The organism is Pseudoalteromonas sp. ABE4_541 (genome assembly GCF_056312285.1).
The window spans coordinates 60863-81594 of sequence record NZ_JBSVEM010000006.1 but is presented as its reverse complement, the minus strand read 5'-3'; the positions used below and the strand labels follow the sequence as shown (position 1 = coordinate 81594).

The window sequence follows — 20732 nt, the reverse complement described above, 5'->3', positions numbered from 1 at the left end:
TTCTCAAACTCCTCAGCCTACAGCTGACCTTGAATACTAAATACGGGATCGAACAACCAACGAAGCAACGAGCGCTCTTCAATGATAATATCGGCTTCTAGGGTCATACCAGGTCGTAATGCGGATGCTTTGCCGTACGCCTTTACTTGTTGTTGTTCAAGCGCCACCACCACTCGATAGGCAGGCGTGGTGATAATACCCGGTGTACTGGTTTCATCTGGAAAAATAACCGATTGACTCACTTCAATAATTTCACCGTCATACACACCAAACTTTTCATAAGGAAATGCGTGATAGCGCAAACGGGTTTTTTGTCCTTCGTTCACGAAGCCAAACGCCTCTGTGGGCACAAATACCACCGCTTGCATTTGGCTATGTTCTGGCAAAATAGTCAGCAGGTTTTGTCCGCTCACCACATTATTACCTACTTTGGCGAGTAAACCGCTGATCACCCCTGTTGTTGGCGCTCTGAGTTCACCCAAACGCTGTTGTTCGATAGAAGATAATTGAATTTGCAACTCTGCCTTTTGCGACTCCAGCTGAGACAACAAACTGCTTTGTTCAAGCGGTAACTTCTCTAGTTGACTAGACAACTGCTCTATTTGACTTTGCAAAGACAAACGCTCCGACTCGATGTTTGAAGCCTGCTGCTGCAACGAAAGTAGAGTGTCCCGTTGCCGCTGTAATTCCAACTCAGAGATATAACCTGTGCCTTTTAAGGTGCTGATCTGATCCACCATTTGCTCGTTAAGCCTCAGACGCTCAGCAAATGTTTTTGCCTGCCTATCAAGCTCCACTAGTCTTGCTTGCGCAGTGACTTTCTTGCTTTGCAGTTCTTGTAAATCGATTTTGTTTTGCAGCTGTTGCTGCTGTAAGCGTTGCTCAAGACCTCGCAACTGAAACGTATATTGATTTAAAAGTGCTTGGTTGAGTTCAATAGCATGCTTGCTATGTTTAGCTGAAGCAATACGCAAAATGGGGGTACCCTTTTCAACCAACGCACCTTCTTTAACGAGGATCTCTGATATGACGCCGGTTTGAGATGCTTTAAGTCGCAGCACCCCAGTATTGGGTTCAACTATCCCAGTGACTCTCTCCTTGCGGGTATACTTACCAAGTGCTAAAAACACTAGGCTCACCACAACAACAACGACTATCAGCATAGTTAACGTACTGAATACAGGAGGCTGAACAAGTGAAACCGCCCCCTCAAGCCGATGCCGCTTGCTCTCCATGACTTCTTTGCGGAATAAGTTTTCCATAGCTCTACTTCGGGTAACAATATTGTTAAAAATTTTTCATCGAACTGACAATGTACCACGCTCGGTGACAGAAAGGAATGCTAGTGCCAGTTCTTATACAGACGACATTGCCGTCGCAAGCCAAGCTTGTTGGTTTACATTTTTAAAACAATCAACAGTTAAAAAGAGAGCGCCTACAAAGCGCTCTTTTTTACTTTACCTCAGCTGAGGTGACTCACTTACTATTTTTTTGTGGGTCGTTGCCAGCCAGATAAATTACGCTGCTTAGCACGCGCAACGGCTAGTTGCTCATTTTCAACCTTCGCCGTGATCACAGAGCCTGCACCAATGGTTGCCGTGTCACCGATTTTGACCGGGGCAACTAAGGCCGAATTAGAGCCAATAAAGGCATTATCGCCAATAATGGTTTTTGATTTATTCACGCCATCATAGTTACAGGTAATGGTTCCCGCACCAATGTTCACTCTTTCACCAATTTCTGCATCACCAAGATAAGTCAGGTGATTCGCTTTCGAGCCCTTACCTAAACGGGTCTTTTTCATTTCCACGAAGTTACCCACATGCGAATCTTCTTCCATTACCGTACCAGGTCGTAAACGCGCAAATGGACCTAACGTACACTTAGCTGCCACTTGTGCATCTTCAATCATGGTATTGGCTTTCACGACGACGCCATCAGAGATGATACAGTTTTTCAGCACGCAGTTAGGGCCAATCACGACATCATCGCCTAACACAACGTCGCCCTCAAAAATCACGTTAACGTCGATCTGTACGTCCTGACCGGTTTTAACCGTGCCGCGCACATCGATACGGCTTGGATCAGCCAAACTTGCGCCATTGAGCATCAATGTTTCAGCCTGCCACGCTTGATAAGCTCGCTCTAGTGCCGCCAACTGCACTCGGTTATTCGCCCCTTCCACTTCCATTGGGTGCTCAGGTTGCGCTGATGTGATCTCAACCCCTTCACTGTGTGCCATAGCAACAATATCCGTCAGATAATACTCACCTTGTGCATTGTCGTTTGATAACTGTCCGAGCCACTTTTTCAGTAAGCGTCCATTGGCTGCCATGATGCCCGTGTTAATTTCGTTGATAGCGAGTTGTTCTGGCGTCGCATCTTTTTGCTCAACAATGCCCACCAACTTGCCATTTTCACGGATCATACGGCCATAACCCATCGGATTATCTAAGGTAACCGTCAGCACAGATAGGCCGTCTTTAGGTGTGACGGCAAGCAAGCGTTCGAGTGTTTCGCTTTTAGTTAATGGCACATCACCGTACAAAATTAAAACCGTGTCATCATCACCAATATGTTCTTTGGCGACTGCGACCGCATGACCCGTTCCAAGTTGCTCCGCTTGATGAACCCAATTCACTTGATTGTGTGCAAGTGCTGCTTTTAACTGCTCAGCGCCATGTCCGTAGACAAGGTTGACTTGCAAAGAGCCAAGCGTCGCCGCGTTATCAATCACATGCTGAACCATAGGCTTGCCAGCTATTGAGTGGAGTACTTTTGGTAATTTCGAGCGCATGCGAGTGCCTTTTCCCGCAGCAAGAATGATTGAAGTGAGCGCCATGAACACAATATCCTTAAATATCAGCTGTATATACAACTTTATAGAAACAACTAAGCATAGGCATATAATTAACCCTATACACAATATTGTCTATTGTAACTAGCTTTGGCAATGATGATAAGCACAATACAAAAAGTGCACATCCATACTGCCAATCCCCATTACTCAAAGCCTTGAGGCCTCATATCTTTAGCACAATAAAAAGGCCTTGTAGCATGCTATAAGGCAGATACTACGGGTAGAGAAAATACAAACTGCACAGCATGCTTGCGGCTATGATGACGACTAACCCCCGATAGTTCTCGACCCCAATACTAGGCAGTAATGCCAACGTCAACATACCAAATATGATCGTCAGTAAGCTCATCAAAACGGGGAGCCTACTTGCTCACCCAACTAATCAAAATAATGATTCCAAACACTATTACGCCTCACTTCACAACTTGCGGTGCTGTGGTCCACTTTTCGCTTTTTTCCGATCCCTCGATAGCTAAAGCCCTCACATAAATATGCCTCAAACGGGTATCTTTACCCTTCACCACCACTTGTAGCCCATTGAATCAAATATTTTTTCTCTTTTGGCGATTACAGCGTATCACCAACAGACAGTTGTTCTCTTCTCATCATTGAACCATGCGTGGTGTACTTATTATCTGAATTCAGGACTCTATTTGTAGATATAAACTAAAAAGGTTTGATGTTATATAAACTTATATAACATCGTTTAAAATACATTTTACTATTGCTTGCTGGCGATTACTGCTACCAGTTTTACCAATACAATTTGATAGGTGAAAATTTACTGTTCTTTCTGATATTCCTAATATTTGGCTTATTTCCCAAGATGTCTTACCTTCCGAAGCCCACAATAAACAATCCCTTTCTCTATCGGTAATGTTCAAGTGGTCGCGGCGACAACGTAATGCAGCATGTAATAAATAAGGTGAAAGAATGGTCCAAAACCAATCTATAAGTTCAATGCTTTTGTAAGCCAAAAAATCGTGCGGAATATTGAAAACAAGCGCACCAACAATCCCTGACATACCTCTCAGTGGTAAAACATACAAGTGTTCAATATCACTTCTTTGTGTCAATAAAGATTCTAAGGGCGTCATACGGAAACCACTCTTACAATATTTATATATTTCTTCGCTATCGAGATAACCCTCAACCTCAGAGCCATATTTTCCATATAGATGCTTGTGATAGTTTTTTGTTGATAAAGGGGCATAATCTATAAAAGCGAGGCATTCATACCCTGAACTGAACGCGATATCACATAAAATATTGGTTAGCTCTGCCTCCTGCTTTACACCTTCAAACTTGGCTATTGAATCATTAAGCACCGCACCACTTCTAAATGGGTCGAAAAAGTCATTGTCAATTTGATTTTGCATCTTTCACTCCGCGTATCATACGTTGAAAAAATCACACAAAGTAACTTGTGTTCGAAACCTATTTTGGGTGCATAAAATACATCCGTCAAAAAACGCAAAAACAAAAACAAATATTAAAAAACAAAAAGTTAAAACCAATCATTATTAAAAAAATGATCTGCATATTGATTGATAATGGCGAGTATTATTCCATGCGTTTGTTTTATTTTTCACAAGAGAATCCTTATCTGATACGCAACTCACGTTATTAAAGGGCTAACGGCCTTTTTGCATGCACAAGCCTATTGACCAAATTAATGCGTTTTACGCTTTTGCCTTAACAAGGGCCTGTTTGATGCACTGATTTAATGAAAAAACGAGTCGCTGAACAAAGGTATGAAACTCAAATTTAGGCAAGAAGATAAGGAATCGCATAGGAGATACAATTGCTCACGGTATTCACTCCCCCCAAAGAGTATGCACTATCGTCACAACGCACAAATAAATGTCTAGGGCGCAGAACATTCTATAGGGAAGCATATTGAATTGTGGCATTGTATTCCTTGCCGATAAACTCCATCACGCTACGAATATGAAGCATGATTGAAGTAAATCAGGACCACAAAGCAGTTGAGTCTATAAATGATACACATTGAGCCGGCAACGTTGCTCGTGAAAGCACTATCGGTATGTGTATTTAGATATCAGAGAAAGAGCACTTGGGCGAATAATTTAAGAAACTTAATTAGTTAGCTTCAACTTCGGATAAGCGAATAACCCCAATGAAGTGACCTTATCCATTCAGTACCTCATTTTTACTCATAATCACCCGCTATTAACACGTAAAAACGCCTTGATACTGAACAGAATATCATCAAAGTTGAGAGCAACTTTCAAAACATTGCTTATTTCAAAACTCTTTGCAAACTTGAGGTTAAGTAGATTTCAATGAAAGTGGTAATCAAATAATGTCAGGGTAAAAAAATCAGAAAGGATAGTTATAAAGAGTGAACGACCTATTGAACACTCTTTGCACACTCTGGGTCTTGTTGGTACATTGCCAACTTTTGTTGATTAAGTGCGTAAAGACGGTTGTAGTCTTTAGCATTAAATGCTGATGAAACTAATATTTTATCTGCTTTTACGGCATCAATATTAAATTGCCATTGCTCCCCCTGAGCCGAGCACACCCATAACGGTGAGTTTGTTTTTAGCTTTTCTGTGTTAAGTGTATGCGTGTAGTACCAGCCATAGACTAGATTAGATTTAACCTTGTAAAGCATTTCTCCTGCTGCAATTGGGCTGCCCTTAGACAGCCCACGATTTACGTATTCAAGATAGCCTGTTGTGCGTGAGACGATAGTCTTCTCCACCTGCTCGGGGGTTTTTATATATGTTAATAGCGTCTGCCCTTTAGTCACTTTATCTTCTCGTGACAAATCATATCCATGAATCACAGTTCCAGACTCTCTAGAATAATAATATTCACGTACAGGCTCTTGTAGCTTTAGCACTCCGACGTTAGGCTCAAGGCTTATAGATACTGCAAGCAGCGAATAAGTTAACCCCAATTGAATCTCCTTATAATGACAAATAAATGATGCATATCGCTATGCAGCCTACTCTGGATAACCTGTAAAAGTTTCTGTTTCTGAATCGCAAGCGCCACCAGCTATTTTTTTAGTTTGTTTTGTATTTAATGCATGGTCAGTCGATAGTTGCTTCATTTTCTTTGTTTTAAGCTTTAATTTTAGAGTAGATAACATAATGTGATTCCTTGATTGTTTTGTATTTTTATTAGAGAACGATTAATACATTAAACAAACTTCTCTTTTTTATGTAGTTATCAAACCTTACACATCCTGTCATAAGGTTTCCCCAAGACATTGATTTAATTGCTTATTTATTTTATTCCTGAAACATTATCTAAACCTTAGTGAAATCAAACTAGACGATCAGCGCCAGAGACAAATAAAGCCATAAAAAATGACCTTCATAGACTCCTTGATGAAGAGAAATAATGGGCTTTGTGTTAGGAAAAAAGCAACGATGCTCAAGGGAAATTGTAAAATAGGCGACTTTAACATATGCATCAAACCGCTAAAGTGTGCGTACAGGCTTTACTATAGTCTTCGCAATAAGACTTTAAGCGGGAGATCATCTATTGTCGGCGTCACCACTCTCCCTAGAAGCTAGTCCTCAGGGGGAAAGTTAACGTTCACGGCCAGAAGTAAATCAGAAAGTTCTTGTGATAAGGAGCTAGTTTACTTGTTCTTGTTTGCCCATTTTTATATCGAGGAGTTGATTTTCGTTGGTTTCAATTATATTCATCCATAGCGACTGTTCATGAGGTGAGTAGCTGATATTACCAATAGAATATCGAGAACTTTCTACCTCATAGACCAGTTCAACAACCGTCCCTTTTTCTTTGTCAAAGCGATAGATACGCTTGCCGTCGGAGTGGTAAATATAGCCTTCACCTACGGTAACAGAGTGTCTATATATTGCTTTGGGAAGTTCAAACTCTTGAACCGTACTGCCTGAGTTTATGTCATAAAGTACGACCGTATCATTTGAAGACAAGGAAATGAGTGTCTTATCATCGAGACGACCTATCCACACCGAGTTTAGTGTTGGAATTGAGGTGTGCTTTTTATATTTAAGTGAGTACTTGTACGAACTACTTTTTACCTTATGCTCACCTAAAACAACATAACCCACTTCACTATCACTTAAAAACTCCGCTGATATGATAGCACCATCCACTTCGACACTGTCTATTAGTGATAGATCTGCATATTTATATATATCAATCTTGCGGCGATGGTGAACAAGTAGCAAATCGTTCTTTTCGTAATAGCGGATATTGCGAATGTCACCCGCAGGAATTGCGAGCTCCTTGCTGTCCCCATTGTTGCCTACTTGGGTCACCACTTTTCCACCACCATGCTCAGTTAGTACCATGTAGCCTTGCTTGAATTTGATTGGCTTAGTACTGCCTAAACTCAACTCTATGTCAGCACTCATCACCTTTTTATTCAAATCTAATGTATAGATAAATGAACTAAATGGATAGCTAACGATCAACATTTCATCTTCATTAATAAACTGAAATATTGCATAACTTTGTGATGTATTTAGCTTATCTTTTTTGACCAGTCTGCGTTCACTCAAACTGTAACCAAATACCGTGTTTTTATTGTTGTCGAACCACAACAGTAAATCTGAATCAGCATCGTAATTCAAAGACCATATGCGGCTCGGTGATTCCAATAGCTTAATTTGGTCACCACCATCTAGGTCCGTCATATACAGCTCATTCGTATCATATTGACGACGTTCAAATAGCAAAACTTCTTTTTCCGGAATATACGCCAAAAACTGATCGCCATAAGAGTTCAAATTAGGCGAACTGATTTGATACTCAGCACCTGTAATTAAATTTCGACTCGTTAAAGCAGAAAGCTCATCCCTATTTCGGTATCCAGATTTAGAATACACAATTCGGTCTTTACCAACTCCACTGCCTGTAACTAAACCTCGCATGTTACAGTCAAACAGTGCTTTGTTTCCTTCAGCAAAATCCGCTTTAATTTGCCATATTTGACACGTTTCCTTGGTTTTAGCTCGATAATAAAGTGTACTCGAGTCTGTCGACCAACCTAATGGGTAATAATCTACGCCCTCTTCACCTAAACGACGCTCATAGCCACTATCAAGCTCTTTTACAACTAATGAATAATGCTTGGTGTCTTGTGGCGAGAATGCAAACGCGAGCAATTTTTTGTTATAAGACAAGCGTAGTTGAGCATAGCGTCCGGGTACCCAAGACAAGACTTTTTCGGTAATGTCTTTATGCTCAACCATAAAGCCAGTGTCATCTGCTTGATAATTCTCAACAAGCTTATAGCAGGCCGCCAACGCAAATAGCGTTACAACAACGAATATGCCAAATTTAGTACGTGTATTGTCGTTTTTTTCTTTTAAGGCAACTGAACGTTTGTGTAATTTCTGGGGGGGGGAGGTAATCGGTTCTTCTTTGGGCTGCTCTTGATGATAGATTATTTCAGGTTCTAAAAAGAAGCTATACCCTTTTCTATAGTGCGTTTTAACCACAATGCCTTTTTGCACATCCGACTTGAGTATCTTGCGCAATTCCGACATGGCTCTATTGATAGCATTATCATCCACATATTTTTGACACCACACATCATCAACCAAATCCTGACGCGTGATGATCTGCTCGTTGTTTATGATAAAATAGCAAAGAAGTCGAAATAACAGTGGCTCTAATTCTCTCTCTGTAGAACCATCACAAATACACTGCTTTTTTGGGTCTAAGGTCCAGGCCCCAAACTTTACTTCCTTAACTTGGCGTGAAAACCTAACTTCATTCATTATGAGTAATTTAATATTCCCTTAGTACAATTTATGATTGTGCCTATTATCATTCTAAACTCAATAACAAATATCATAAAAATTCTACTAAGCCAGGCCTAAAAGTAGTATAACCACTAAAAACGATCACATTTTACACAAAAAAATGCAACTTAAAATGAAAAAAATAATAATATTTGTTAATCCCAAAATACTAAACACTTACAACAAAAAGAGGTATAAAGCATCTCAAAATGCTTATCTTACATACTAAACTCGTATATGAATAAGACAAACGTGTAAAATGAGAAAATTAAATACGACCCAGTCTGATTTTGACGCAAGACAACCTTGTCGTTAGTACCACTATGTGAGGTGTAACCCTTCAAAAGGGCTAACTGTTATTGCGCAATGATATTAAAAAAAAAGCCCACGCATGGCGTGGGCTTTTTAAACCAGATAGGTTTGTATTTATTTGCGCAGTTGGCGAATAACACGTAGCTGAGCAATTGCCTCAGCTAATTGTACAGCCGCAGCATGGTGGTCAAGCTCGCTTGCTGTGCTTGATGCCATTTGTGCTTCAGCATCGCGTACAGCCTGCTCAGCAGCTTGCTCATCTAAGTCTTCACCACGCATTGCCACGTCCGCAAGAACAGTCACAATGTTTGGTTGTACTTCAAGCGTACCACCTGCAACATAGATGATATCTTCACTACCATCTTGTTTAACTAAACGTACCATACCAGGTTTTAGGCCAGTCAATAGTGGCGCGTGACCAGGGTGGATCCCCAACTCACCTTCACTACCTGTCACTTGAATAGCTGACACAGAGCCAGAGAATAAATTCTCTTCTGCACTGACTACATCAAGATGTACTGTCGTTGCCATAACACCCTCCTAATTACATGTTTTTAGCTTTTTCAACTGCTTCGTCGATTGAGCCAACCATGTAAAACGCTTGCTCTGGCATATCATCGTAGTCACCGTTTAAGATGCCTTTAAAACCAGAGATAGTGTCTTTCAATGAAACGTATTTACCAGGCGCGCCCGTGAATACTTCAGCAACGAAGAACGGCTGAGATAGGAAACGCTGGATCTTACGTGCGCGAGATACAACTTGCTTATCTTCATCAGATAGCTCGTCCATACCTAGAATCGCGATGATGTCTTTCAGCTCTTTATAACGCTGAAGTACAGTTTGAACGCCACGAGCAGTGTCATAGTGTTCGTTACCGATTACTTGTGGATCAAGCTGACGAGATGTTGAATCTAGTGGGTCTACCGCAGGGTAGATACCAAGAGACGCGATATCACGTGAAAGTACTACTGTTGCATCTAAGTGCGCGAACGTTGTAGCTGGTGATGGGTCAGTCAAGTCATCCGCAGGTACGTATACCGCTTGGATTGAAGTGATTGAACCAGTCTTAGTTGAAGCGATACGCTCCTGAAGTACACCCATTTCTTCAGCTAGTGTAGGCTGGTAACCTACCGCTGAAGGCATACGACCTAGAAGTGCAGATACTTCAGTACCCGCTAGTGTGTAACGGTAGATGTTATCTACGAAGAAAAGTACGTCACGACCTTCGTCACGGAATTTTTCTGCCATAGTTAGACCAGTCAAAGCAACACGTAGACGGTTACCCGGTGGCTCGTTCATCTGACCGTAAACAAGCGATACTTTATCAAGTACGTTTGAATCGTTCATTTCGTGATAGAAGTCGTTACCCTCACGAGTACGCTCACCAACACCTGCGAATACTGAGTAACCGCTGTGCTCGATTGCGATGTTACGGATAAGTTCCATCATGTTTACGGTTTTACCTACACCGGCACCACCGAATAGTCCAACTTTACCACCTTTAGCGAACGGACATACAAGGTCGATTACCTTGATACCTGTTTCTAGTAGTTCAACTGAACTTGATTGATCTTCGTATGAAGGCGCAGCACGGTGGATAGACATACGCTCGTCTTCACCGATTGGACCTGCTTCATCGATTGGCTGACCTAATACGTCCATGATACGACCTAGGGTCTTAGTACCAACTGGAACCTTGATTGGCTCGCCTGTGCCTTCTACTGCTGTACCACGACGTAAACCGTCAGTAGTACCTAGTGCGATACCACGTACCACACCGCCACCTAGCTGCTGTTGAACTTCTAGAGTCAAACCTGCTAAGTCGCCTTCTGTAACTTTTAGTGCGTCATATACGGCTGGCACGTTGTCTTGTGGAAACTCGATGTCCACAACGGCGCCGATAATTTGGACGACCTTACCTAAACTCATGTCTATTCCTCTCGTTAAACTTTGCCGAAGCGTTAAACAGCAGCCGAACCGCCCACAATCTCACTAATCTCTTGTGTGATTGCAGCCTGACGTGCTTTGTTGTAAACCAACTGCAGCTCATCCATCAGGTCGCCTGCGTTATCAGTTGCGGCTTTCATCGCAACCATACGGGCAGCCTGTTCAGAGGCAGCATTCTCAACCACACCCTGGTAAACTTGTGACTCAATAAAGCGGACCAATAGCGTCTCAAGGATCGCTTCTGGGCTTGGCTCATATAAGTAGTCCCAAGCATGGGTTGATACTTCTTCTTCAGCTTTTGGCAAAGGTAATAACTGATCGATTACTGGCTCTTGCTTCATGGTATTTACAAAGTTGTTGTATACCACGTACAAACGGTCAATTTTTCCTTCCTCGAATGCATCTAGCATTACTTTTACAGGACCAATTACGTCCTGTACCGAAGGTGTATCTCCAAGACCTGCTGTTTTAGCAAGTAACTGACCACCAAAACGTTTAAAGAAACCAGCAGCTTTGCTACCAATGGCTGCAAACTCAGCGCTTACACCCTTTTCTTTCCACGCTTTCACGTCTTGTGCAACTTTTTTAAACTCATTTGAGTTCAAACCGCCACACAAACCACGGTCAGTAGAGATAACGATATAACCAACTCGTTTTACATCACGTTCTTCTAAGAACGGATGTTGGAAGTCAAGATTAGCTTGAGCAACACGACCGATCACTTTGCGTAAGTTCTCAGCGTATGGACGGCTTGAAGCCACACGGTCTTGTGCTTTCTTCATTTTAGAAGCAGCAACCATTTCCATTGCGCTGGTGATCTTTTGAGTATTCTTGATACTCCCGATCTTGCTTTTAATCTCTTTTCCGCTGGCCATGACTCTCTCTCCGAATCAAGGTGAACATTAGCGATAATGCTCACCATCCATAACTAAATTACCAAGTTTGCGTTGACTTGAACTTCTCAAGAAGTTCTTTCAACTGCGCTTCGATCTCGGCGTTGTAGTTACCTGTTTCATTGATTTGAGCCATAAGCTCTGCGTATGTGCTGTTAGCGAAGCCGATTAGACCTTCTTCGAAATCCATGATCTTAGCGATTTCGATGTCTTTCAGATAGCCTTTTTCAGCAGCAAATAGCGATAGAGACATTTCAGCAACAGACATTGGAGCGTACTGTTTCTGCTTCATTAGCTCTGTTACGCGCTCACCGTGCTCAAGTTGTGCACGAGTTGCATCGTCAAGGTCAGAAGCGAACTGAGAGAACGCCGCTAGTTCACGGTATTGAGCTAGCGCTAGACGGATACCACCACCTAGTTTCTTAACGATTTTAGTTTGCGCAGCACCACCTACACGAGATACCGAGATACCAGCGTTAACAGCTGGACGGATACCTGCGTTGAATAAGTCAGTTTCTAAGAAGATCTGACCATCGGTGATTGAGATAACGTTAGTAGGTACGAATGCAGAAACGTCACCACCTTGAGTTTCAATGATAGGCAATGCCGTCAATGAACCAGTTTTACCTTTCACTTCACCATTTGTGAACTTCTCAACGTAATCAGCGTTTACACGCGATGCACGCTCTAGAAGACGTGAGTGAAGGTAGAATACGTCACCTGGGTATGCTTCACGACCTGGTGGACGCTTAAGTAGCAATGAAATTTGACGATAAGCAACAGCTTGCTTAGACAAATCATCATATACGATTAGTGCATCTTCACCGCGGTCACGGAAGTATTCACCCATAGTACAACCAGCAAATGGCGCTAGGAATTGAAGCGCTGCTGATTCAGAAGCTGATGCAACAACAACGATTGTGTTTGCAAGTGCACCATGCTCTTCTAATTTACGTACTACGTTAGCAATTGTTGACGCTTTTTGACCAACCGCAACGTACACACACTTAACGCCTGTGTCTTTTTGGTTGATGATAGCATCGATTGCTAGTGCTGTTTTACCAGTCTGACGGTCACCGATAACAAGCTCACGCTGACCACGACCAACTGGAATCATCGCATCGATAGACTTATAACCAGTTTGTACTGGCTCATCTACTGATTGACGCTCGATTACACCTGGTGCGATTTTTTCAACTGGCTCGAAACCATCGTTATCTAGTGCACCTTTACCATCGATAGGCTGACCTAGTGTGTTTACAACACGACCAAGTAGACCACGACCAACAGGTACCTCTAAGATACGACCAGTAGATTGTACTTTTACGCCTTCTTTAAGGTCAGCGTAAGGACCCATTACTACAGCACCTACTGAGTCACGCTCAAGGTTTAGTGCGATAGCATAACGGTTGCCAGGAAGCTCGATCATCTCACCTTGCATACAGTCAGCAAGACCGTGGATGCGGATGATACCATCAGTAACAGATACAATCGTACCTTCGTTACGTGCTTCACTTACAACTTCAAACTGTTCAATACGTTGTTTGATCAGCGCAGAAATTTCTGTGGAATTAAGTTGCATGCTCTTTTTCCCAATTACGATTGTAGCGAAACCGCTAAGCGGTCTAATTTGCCGCGAACAGAACCGTCAATAACGGTATCACCGGCTTTTATCACAAGACCACTAACTACGGTCTCGTCGATGCTACAATTCAGCTTAACTTTGCGTGCGAAACGTTTTTCAAGTGCCGCGACCAATTTATCTTGCTGCTCAGCAGCAAGCTCAGCTGCAGAAACCACATCAACGTCGATTTCTTTGTCATATTCAGCTTTAAATTCAGCATAAATATCTGCAACTGCTGGAATGGCAGCTAAACGCTCATTTTCGGCCATCAGCTTGATAAGATTCTGACCTTGCTCGTTGAGTTGCTCAGCACAAACTTTGATTAATACATCAGCTTGCTCTGTAGCAGTCGGCATGCTTGAAAGCACAGCCGATACTTGCTCATCGCTGGCCACTTGACCAGCGAAGAACAGCATATCGTTCCATGCTTCAACATTGCCTTTTTCAACGGCAAGTTCAAAAGCCGCTTTAGCGTATGGGCGAGCGATAGTAGTCAATTCAGACATGCTCATACCCTCCTAATTACAGCTCAGCGACAAGTTTTTCAACGATGTCACTGTGTGCGGCTTGATTGATTTCACGCTCTAAAATCTTCTCTGCGCCAACCACAGCCAGAGTAGCAACTTGCTTACGCAAGTCTTCTGTTACGCGGCTACGCTCTGATTCAATTTCAGAGTGACCTTGAGCAATAATTTTTTCACGCTCTTGCTGACCACGAGTTGTCTCTTCGTCAACAATTAGCGCTGCACGCTTTTTAGCTTGCTCAATGATATCAGCAGCTTGAGACTTCGCTTCTTTTAGCTGCTCAGCAGCTTCAAGGCGCGCACGCTCAAGTTCTTTTTCAGCTTTATCAGTAGCAGCTAAACCATCTTCGATTTTTTTCTGGCGAGCTTCAATTGCACCATTTAGCGGAGGCCAAACGTACTTCATACAAAATAGTACGAAGACGGTAAATGCAATTAATTCACCTATTAGAGTGGCGTTTAAGTTCACGACCGCTCCTCCTTACTTGACAGTTGTTCGTTTCAGGTATTTTCTAAAAATTAAAGAGCGAACAACATGTACATAGCGATACCTACACCGATCATCGCTACCGCATCGATTAGACCAGCTAGGATGAACATTTTAGTTTGTAGTTGAGGTGCAAGTTCAGGCTGACGAGCACATGCTTCTAGGAACTTACCACCCATGTTACCGAAGCCAAGTGCAGTACCGATAGCACCAAAACCGATTAGTAATGCAACAGCGATAAGTTTAATAGCAACTGCGATTTCCATTTTTTTCTCCAAAGTTTTTTAAAGTTAAAGTTAAAAAAATCTATATAAATTATTTAATTAGTGGTTATCTGCGCTTGCCATGCTCAAATAAACGATAGTAAGCATCATAAATACGAATGCTTGCAATACGATTACCAAGATGTGGAATACAGCCCAAATAAAGTGCAACGGTAGTTGCATCAAACCAATTGCGCCGATCAAGATGAAAATCATTTCACCGGCATATAAGTTACCGAACAAACGCAGTGCTAACGAAAAAGGTTTAGCAACTAGCGCGACGGTTTCTAGTAAGAAGTTACATGGGATCAAGATCACCATTAGTAGCTTGTTTTTCGAACTGAACGGGTGAAGTGTTAACTCAGCAACAAATCCACCAATGCCTTTCATGCGAATTGAATAACCGATCATCAAAATAAATACACCCAGCGCCAACGCTGCGGTTAAATTGATATCCGTTGTAGGTACAATTTTCATGTAAACATCGTGAGAATCCATACCAAACGCTTGCTCACCAACGAAGCCGGCAAAAGCAGGTAGGAAATCAACTGGCACTAAGTCCATTAAGTTCATTAAAAATACCCAAACGAATATCGTCAGGGCTAAAGGAGCGATCAACTTACTGTTACCGTGATAAGTTTCGCGGACGTTGTTAGCAACAACTTCAACGATCATTTCAATGAAGCACTGAAATTTACCAGGTACACCCATAGTTGATTTTTTAGCGGCGCTACGGAAGATCCATAAAAAAATAAGACCTAAACCGATTGACCATGCGAGGGTATCTACATGCCATGTCCAGAAACCACTGTCCGCACATGCTTTGTTGAAGGCAAGACCGGCATCGGTCGAGCACATCTTAGCATTGGTTAAGTGGTGCTGAATATGGCTAGATAGAGTCACTTCTTCTGCAGCCATGTTTTATCCCAAAAGTTAATGATTAAAAAAAATCGGTGCAAACCACTGTGAAAATAACACCAGTAAATAACAGCAAAAAAATGGCACAGCCATCACTGAAAAATACTTAAATACCAGTGCAAATAAACACACAGTGAGCAAAAATTTTAATCCATTACCTCGTTTTATCGAGGCAAATACTTGTTCTGCCTTACTCGCGCCCATAAAACGAAACGCATATAACGCAAAAACAAAATTAGGGAGTACTAAAACGAGACCACCGGCTAACGCTGATAGGCCTGCGTTCACTCCCCAACCAACAAAAACGATTACTGCAGCGACAATTGTCACTATGCCCTGAAGTCCTACGCCTTTTAATGCAGCTCGTCTATACGGGCCTGCTAACGATTGAGTCACTATTTATTAACCTTTATGACGCTAAATTTTATCAGGGCATGAAAAACTGGCGAAATTATACTTATTTTTGGTGATTTTGCAACTTGAAGCGACCAAATGTGGCGCTTTTTCAGCACCACATTTGCGGATTATTCGCACATTAGGAAGGTTGTTGCATATCGGACTGAATACGCCCCAATATGCCGTCTAACTCATCTAAGTTAGCATAAGAAATAACCAATTTACCTTTACCTTTTTGGTTATAATTTATCTCTACTTTAGCACCCAGATTTTCTGCCAACTGTTGTTCTAACAATTTGACATCTGGATCTTTTTCTTTTGTTTGTTTTTTCTCCACCGGTTCTAATATTGAACGAACCAGTTTTTCCGTTTCGCGCACGGTGAGCGCCTTAGCAACCGCAGTCCGAGCGGCTTCAGACTGTTGCTCACCTTCAAGTGCTAAAAGACAGCGAGCATGACCCATCTCAATGTCGCCATGCTCTAGCATTTTTTTAACATCATCATTGAGATTATTGAGCCTGAGTAAATTAGTGACTGTGGTACGTGATTTACCAACTGCATCAGCTACTTGTTGGTGTGTCAGCTCAAACTCATGCAACAGCCTATCTAACGCCACCGCTTCTTCCATGGCATTAAGATCTTCACGTTGAATGTTTTCAATCAACGCAATGGCTACCGCCGCTTCATCAGCAACCTCTTTCAAAATGCAGGGTACAACATCCAGCTCTGCCAACTGGGATGCACGCCAACGACGTTCACCAGCAATAATTTCATATTGCTTATCGTCAACTTTGCGAACGACAATCGGCTGCAACACACCTTGAGCACGAATTGAGCTAGCGAGTTCTTCAAGCGCTTGCTCTGACATATCTTTACGCGGCTGATACTTTCCTGGACGTAAAAACTCAATGGGGATACGCTTGAGCTCACCATCCAGATTTAATTCAGATGAAGATGTGCTAGGCGCATGTTCAACATTTTCAACTTCAACGGGATCAGCGCTAGGCGCTGGTTTTGCTGAACTGAGTAAGGCATCCAAGCCTCGGCCTAAACCGCGTTTTTTTACCGACATGTTGTTATTATCCTCTTAGGCAACCGCTGCGGATTGTTTTTCTTTACGACGTAACATTTCGCCTGCCAAAGCTAAATAGGCTTTTGCACCACTTGACGCTCGATCATAGTACATTGCCGGAGCTCCAAAGCTGGGCGCTTCAGCCAAACGTACATTACGAGGGATCACTGTGCGGTACACTTTGTCACCAAAGTGCTGTTTTAATTGCTCTGAAACATCATTTGCAAGGCGATTTCGCGGATCATACATAGTACGCAAAATCCCTTCAATTTGTAATTCAGGGTTTACCAACTTGGCCAACTGCGTAATGGTATCCATCAAGGCTGTTAAGCCTTCCAGTGCGTAGTATTCACACTGCATCGGCACCAAGATGGAATCTGCCGCTGCCATCGCGTTAACGGTTAGCATATTTAAAGAAGGCGGACAGTCAATAAAAATGAAATCGTATTTATCTTGAACCGCATCCAGTGCATTGCGTAAACGTACTTCGCGAGCAAACAGTTCCATGAGTTTCACTTCTGCCGCAGTCACATCACCATTTGCGGCAATCAGATGATATTCACCAGATGTCTCTTTACAGATGACGTCATCAATCGCTTGTTCTTCAATCAATAAATCATAAATGGTCGCCACATCGCCATATTTGTCGATACCGCTCCCCATTGTCGCGTTACCTTGAGGATCCAAATCAATAAGTAAGATTTTGCGTTTGGTTGCTGCCATCGATGCTGCAAGGTTCACAGCCGTAGTAGTTTTGCCAACGCCACCTTTTTGGTTTGCAATTGCAATGACTTTTGCCACGTTACCCTCGAATACTAGTCTTTAGAAAGAATAATTAAATGTCGTTCTGCATCTAACTCTGGCACGCTAAGATGAATATCTTGCTGCAATTTTACCCCTTCAGGTAAGTGTTCAAGCTCCTGATCTGGGAATTGACCTTTCAGCGCTAGAAAGTGCCCGGTGTTATCAATCAAGTGTGAACACCAATCAACCATGTCTTGCAATGAAGCAAATGCACGGCTAAGTACACCATCTAATTTAACACTTGGCGAATATTCTTCAACACGCGACTGCACAGGAGCGACATTATCAAGGCCAAGCGCATGTTTTACTTGCATTAAAAAGCGCACACGTTTACCAAGACTATCGAGTAATACGAATTGCGTATTCGGTAGGGCAATAGCTAGCACAATGCCAGGTAAACCTGGTCCAGTGCCCACATCAATGTAATTTTGGCCCTTAAGATGCGGTGCGACAACAAGAGAGTCCATGATGTGTTTTACCATCATTTCTTGTGGCTCACGAACTGAGGTTAAGTTGTAGGCTTTGTTCCATTTGTCTAATAACTCAACATACTGCACTAATTGCTGTTGTTGATGTTCACTTAGCGCAATATCCGTTTGCGCTAACAAAGAAGTTAGTTGTTGTTGTAACACAGTATTCCTATGTTGCTACGCTGACTTGCGTAGCAACCCTTGCTTTTTCAGATACACTAATAATAGCGAAATAGCGGCTGGGGTGATACCAGAAATACGTGAAGCTTGGCCAATGGTTTGTGGACGAGCATCGCTTAGCTTAGCCACCACTTCATTAGATAAACCACTTACCTGAGCGTAATCGTAATCCGCAGGTAATACAGTTTCTTCATGGCGAAGCTGTTTGTTGATCTCATCTTGCTGACGAGCAATATAACCTGCGTACTTAGTTTGGATCTCAACTTGTTCTAATGCTTGAGTATTCGTTGACTCAGATCCTAAGCCTTCAATTTTCATTAGCTCATGATAATTAACCTCTGGACGTCGGATCAGATCCTCTAGACTCGCTTCACGTGTCAACGGTGTTTTAAGTAATTCATTTACTTGTGCCAAAGCAGGGTGATCTTTATGGATCCAAGTTGACTTAAGTCGTTGAGATTCTTGCTCCATGACTTCCAGTTTATCATTGTAAGCGGCCCAACGTGTATCATCTACTAAACCTAGTTCACGGCCTTTTTCGGTTAAGCGTAGATCTGCATTATCTTCGCGCAACAACAAACGGTATTCTGCGCGGCTAGTGAACATACGGTACGGTTCTTTAGTGCCCAATGTTGCTAAGTCATCAATCAAAACGCCGGTATAAGCTTGATCACGACGTGGTGTCCAAGCATCTTTACCTTGCACTTGTAGTGCTGCGTTCATACCAGCAATTAGACCTTGCGCACCGGCTTCTTCATAGCCTGTAGTGCCGTTAATTTGTCCAGCAAAGAATAAACCATTGATAAACTTAGTTTCTAAAGACTGCTTGAGATCGCGCGGATCGAAGAAATCATATTCAATGGCATAACCAGGGCGACAAATATGTGCATTTTCAAAGCCTTTGATTGAGCGCACTATTTGTAGTTGCACATCAAATGGCAAGCTGGTTGAAATACCATTTGGATATAATTCGTATGATGTTAAACCTTCCGGTTCCACAAAAATCTGATGTTTCTCTTTATCAGCAAAACGAACTATTTTATCTTCGATTGATGGACAGTAGCGAGGACCTATCCCTTCAATCACACCTGCATACATAGGTGAGCGGTGTAAGTTTTCACGGATCACATCATGTGTTTGTTCATTGGTATAGGTGATATAACAGGGGATCTGCTGAGGATGATCCGATTGTTTACCCATAAACGAGAATACAGGGGTCGGAGTGTCACCAGGCTGTTCCTGCATCACTGAAAAATCAACTGTACGGGCATCAATACGAGGAGGTGTACCTGTTTTTAAACGGTCCACTCGAAATGGGAGTTCGCGTAAGCGTTTTGCCAGTGCAATAGAAGGAGGATCGCCAGCGCGACCGCCTTTGAAATTTTCCATACCAATATGGATCTGACCGCCAAGAAAGGTGCCTACAGTCAGTACTACGGAATTTGCACTGAAACGAAGCCCCATTTGAGTAACAACGCCTTTTACTTGATCTTGTTCAACAATCAGATCATCACAAGACTGTTGGAAGATCTTTAAATTTTCTTGTTTTTGTAAGATATCTTGGATAGCCGCTTTATATAACGTACGATCAGCCTGAGCACGTGTTGCTCTTACGGCAGGGCCTTTGGAAGAATTGAGTGTTCTAAATTGAATACCGCCCTTATCAATGGCTTGAGCCATTGCGCCACCTAATGCGTCTATCTCTTTAACCAGATGCCCTTTTCCAATACCACCTATAGCAGGATTACATGACATCTGACCTAAAGTATCCATATTATGGGTTAACAATAAGGTATTCATGCCCATACGAGCCGAAGCAAGCGCTGCTTCTGTACCTGCGTGTCCACCACCTACTACGATAACGTCAAAATGTTCATGATAAATCATTTACGGGATCCTACTTAAAAACAACCAGCAAATTTTGAAAGGGAGCGTATTCTACCTAGAAATACTCTAAAGGGAAATGTTTAAATATTAAACAACCCATAAAAGGGGTTAGTTCGATCACTAAATATATATAAGGATCTTTTTAAAGATCTTTTATTAGATCTTATTACTAGTAACAGCCTTATCTGTGAATAAGCTTATTTTGATCATATAAAACAGCGAAATAGATCGGATCAATAAGTGTGAATTAGATCGGATCTACAGGCGTAAAAGCTCTGATCAAAACGCTTATTTATACACAGCTCTAGATCCAA

19 protein-coding genes and 1 pseudogene are annotated in these 20732 nt (G+C 42.2%); all 20 read right to left on the bottom strand.

Annotation, left to right across the window (positions count from 1 at the left end; translation table 11 throughout):
- Positions 1 to 17 precede the first annotated feature (17 nt).
- The 20 genes and pseudogenes from ACW689_RS07750 to mnmG all read right to left on the bottom strand — a co-directional run bounded on the left by ACW689_RS07750 (position 18) and on the right by mnmG (position 20418).
- The gene (locus ACW689_RS07750; protein ID WP_476290022.1) at positions 18 to 1262 is read right to left on the bottom strand and encodes an HlyD family secretion protein; all 1245 of its coding nucleotides are present in this window, start codon (positions 1260 to 1262) and stop codon (positions 18 to 20) included.
- Positions 1263 to 1483: 221 nt separating this feature from the next.
- Positions 1484 to 2842 carry a bifunctional UDP-N-acetylglucosamine diphosphorylase/glucosamine-1-phosphate N-acetyltransferase GlmU gene (gene glmU, locus ACW689_RS07745; protein WP_476290020.1) on the bottom strand — a complete coding sequence of 453 codons (1359 nt, stop codon included), beginning with the start codon at positions 2840 to 2842 and terminating at the stop codon, positions 1484 to 1486.
- A gap of 405 nt (positions 2843 to 3247) precedes the next feature.
- Positions 3248 to 3370, bottom strand: a pseudogene (locus ACW689_RS07740) (IS30 family transposase); the annotation flags it as partial.
- 182 nt (positions 3371 to 3552) lie between these two features.
- Complete coding sequence (locus tag ACW689_RS07735) at positions 3553 to 4239, bottom strand: helix-turn-helix transcriptional regulator (RefSeq protein WP_476290018.1); 687 nt, start codon at positions 4237 to 4239, stop codon at positions 3553 to 3555.
- 995 nt (positions 4240 to 5234) lie between these two features.
- On the bottom strand, positions 5235 to 5789 hold the full coding sequence (locus tag ACW689_RS07730) for a hypothetical protein (protein WP_476290016.1): 555 nt from the start codon (positions 5787 to 5789) through the stop codon (positions 5235 to 5237).
- A 48-nt stretch (positions 5790 to 5837) separates the two neighbouring features.
- The gene (locus tag ACW689_RS07725) at positions 5838 to 5984 is read right to left on the bottom strand and encodes a hypothetical protein (RefSeq protein WP_476290014.1); all 147 of its coding nucleotides are present in this window, start codon (positions 5982 to 5984) and stop codon (positions 5838 to 5840) included.
- A 493-nt stretch (positions 5985 to 6477) separates the two neighbouring features.
- Positions 6478 to 8616: a winged helix-turn-helix domain-containing protein gene (locus ACW689_RS07720; protein ID WP_476290012.1), complete on the bottom strand. Its 2139-nt coding sequence runs from the start codon at positions 8614 to 8616 to the stop codon at positions 6478 to 6480.
- A gap of 450 nt (positions 8617 to 9066) precedes the next feature.
- Positions 9067 to 9483, bottom strand: a complete 417-nt coding sequence (locus ACW689_RS07715) for a F0F1 ATP synthase subunit epsilon (RefSeq protein ID WP_476290010.1) — start codon at positions 9481 to 9483, stop codon at positions 9067 to 9069.
- 13 nt (positions 9484 to 9496) lie between these two features.
- The gene (gene atpD / locus ACW689_RS07710) at positions 9497 to 10882 is read right to left on the bottom strand and encodes a F0F1 ATP synthase subunit beta (RefSeq protein WP_476290008.1); all 1386 of its coding nucleotides are present in this window, start codon (positions 10880 to 10882) and stop codon (positions 9497 to 9499) included.
- Positions 10883 to 10914: 32 nt separating this feature from the next.
- The gene (gene atpG / locus ACW689_RS07705; protein WP_476290006.1) at positions 10915 to 11775 is read right to left on the bottom strand and encodes a F0F1 ATP synthase subunit gamma; all 861 of its coding nucleotides are present in this window, start codon (positions 11773 to 11775) and stop codon (positions 10915 to 10917) included.
- Between the two features lie 58 nt (positions 11776 to 11833).
- Complete coding sequence (gene atpA, locus ACW689_RS07700) at positions 11834 to 13375, bottom strand: F0F1 ATP synthase subunit alpha (protein ID WP_476290004.1); 1542 nt, start codon at positions 13373 to 13375, stop codon at positions 11834 to 11836.
- 14 nt (positions 13376 to 13389) lie between these two features.
- Positions 13390 to 13923 (bottom strand): F0F1 ATP synthase subunit delta, encoded by a 534-nt coding sequence (gene atpH / locus ACW689_RS07695; RefSeq protein WP_476290002.1) that lies wholly within the window; start codon positions 13921 to 13923, stop codon positions 13390 to 13392.
- 16 nt (positions 13924 to 13939) lie between these two features.
- Positions 13940 to 14410 (bottom strand): F0F1 ATP synthase subunit B, encoded by a 471-nt coding sequence (gene atpF / locus ACW689_RS07690; RefSeq protein ID WP_476290000.1) that lies wholly within the window; start codon positions 14408 to 14410, stop codon positions 13940 to 13942.
- A gap of 50 nt (positions 14411 to 14460) precedes the next feature.
- The gene (gene atpE, locus ACW689_RS07685) at positions 14461 to 14694 is read right to left on the bottom strand and encodes a F0F1 ATP synthase subunit C (RefSeq protein WP_476289998.1); all 234 of its coding nucleotides are present in this window, start codon (positions 14692 to 14694) and stop codon (positions 14461 to 14463) included.
- Between the two features lie 57 nt (positions 14695 to 14751).
- Entirely contained in the window at positions 14752 to 15609 is an 858-nt protein-coding gene (atpB, locus tag ACW689_RS07680; RefSeq protein WP_476289996.1) for a F0F1 ATP synthase subunit A, read from the bottom strand.
- Positions 15610 to 15624: 15 nt separating this feature from the next.
- Positions 15625 to 16005 (bottom strand): ATP synthase subunit I, encoded by a 381-nt coding sequence (locus ACW689_RS07675; protein WP_476289994.1) that lies wholly within the window; start codon positions 16003 to 16005, stop codon positions 15625 to 15627.
- A 139-nt stretch (positions 16006 to 16144) separates the two neighbouring features.
- Positions 16145 to 17077 carry a ParB/RepB/Spo0J family partition protein gene (locus tag ACW689_RS07670; RefSeq protein WP_476289992.1) on the bottom strand — a complete coding sequence of 311 codons (933 nt, stop codon included), beginning with the start codon at positions 17075 to 17077 and terminating at the stop codon, positions 16145 to 16147.
- 15 nt (positions 17078 to 17092) lie between these two features.
- Positions 17093 to 17878 (bottom strand): ParA family protein, encoded by a 786-nt coding sequence (locus ACW689_RS07665; RefSeq protein ID WP_476289990.1) that lies wholly within the window; start codon positions 17876 to 17878, stop codon positions 17093 to 17095.
- 14 nt (positions 17879 to 17892) lie between these two features.
- On the bottom strand, positions 17893 to 18513 hold the full coding sequence (rsmG, locus tag ACW689_RS07660; RefSeq protein WP_476289988.1) for a 16S rRNA (guanine(527)-N(7))-methyltransferase RsmG: 621 nt from the start codon (positions 18511 to 18513) through the stop codon (positions 17893 to 17895).
- A gap of 15 nt (positions 18514 to 18528) precedes the next feature.
- Positions 18529 to 20418 (bottom strand): tRNA uridine-5-carboxymethylaminomethyl(34) synthesis enzyme MnmG, encoded by a 1890-nt coding sequence (gene mnmG, locus ACW689_RS07655; RefSeq protein WP_476289986.1) that lies wholly within the window; start codon positions 20416 to 20418, stop codon positions 18529 to 18531.
- Positions 20419 to 20732 lie beyond the last annotated feature (314 nt).

Coding starts and splice junctions, on each gene's coding strand:
- ACW689_RS07715 (WP_476290010.1), bottom strand. CDS start 9,483: ATGGCAACGACAGTACATCTTGATGTAGTCAGTGCAGAAGAGAATTTA.
- atpE (WP_476289998.1), bottom strand. CDS start 14,694: ATGGAAATCGCAGTTGCTATTAAACTTATCGCTGTTGCATTACTAATC.
- mnmG (WP_476289986.1), bottom strand. CDS start 20,418: ATGATTTATCATGAACATTTTGACGTTATCGTAGTAGGTGGTGGACAC.
- ACW689_RS07720 (WP_476290012.1), bottom strand. CDS start 8,616: ATGAATGAAGTTAGGTTTTCACGCCAAGTTAAGGAAGTAAAGTTTGGG.
- atpH (WP_476290002.1), bottom strand. CDS start 13,923: ATGTCTGAATTGACTACTATCGCTCGCCCATACGCTAAAGCGGCTTTT.
- glmU (WP_476290020.1), bottom strand. CDS start 2,842: ATGGCGCTCACTTCAATCATTCTTGCTGCGGGAAAAGGCACTCGCATG.
- ACW689_RS07750 (WP_476290022.1), bottom strand. CDS start 1,262: ATGGAAAACTTATTCCGCAAAGAAGTCATGGAGAGCAAGCGGCATCGG.
- atpG (WP_476290006.1), bottom strand. CDS start 11,775: ATGGCCAGCGGAAAAGAGATTAAAAGCAAGATCGGGAGTATCAAGAAT.
- ACW689_RS07670 (WP_476289992.1), bottom strand. CDS start 17,077: ATGTCGGTAAAAAAACGCGGTTTAGGCCGAGGCTTGGATGCCTTACTC.
- atpD (WP_476290008.1), bottom strand. CDS start 10,882: ATGAGTTTAGGTAAGGTCGTCCAAATTATCGGCGCCGTTGTGGACATC.
- atpB (WP_476289996.1), bottom strand. CDS start 15,609: ATGGCTGCAGAAGAAGTGACTCTATCTAGCCATATTCAGCACCACTTA.
- ACW689_RS07735 (WP_476290018.1), bottom strand. CDS start 4,239: ATGCAAAATCAAATTGACAATGACTTTTTCGACCCATTTAGAAGTGGT.
- atpA (WP_476290004.1), bottom strand. CDS start 13,375: ATGCAACTTAATTCCACAGAAATTTCTGCGCTGATCAAACAACGTATT.
- ACW689_RS07725 (WP_476290014.1), bottom strand. CDS start 5,984: ATGTTATCTACTCTAAAATTAAAGCTTAAAACAAAGAAAATGAAGCAA.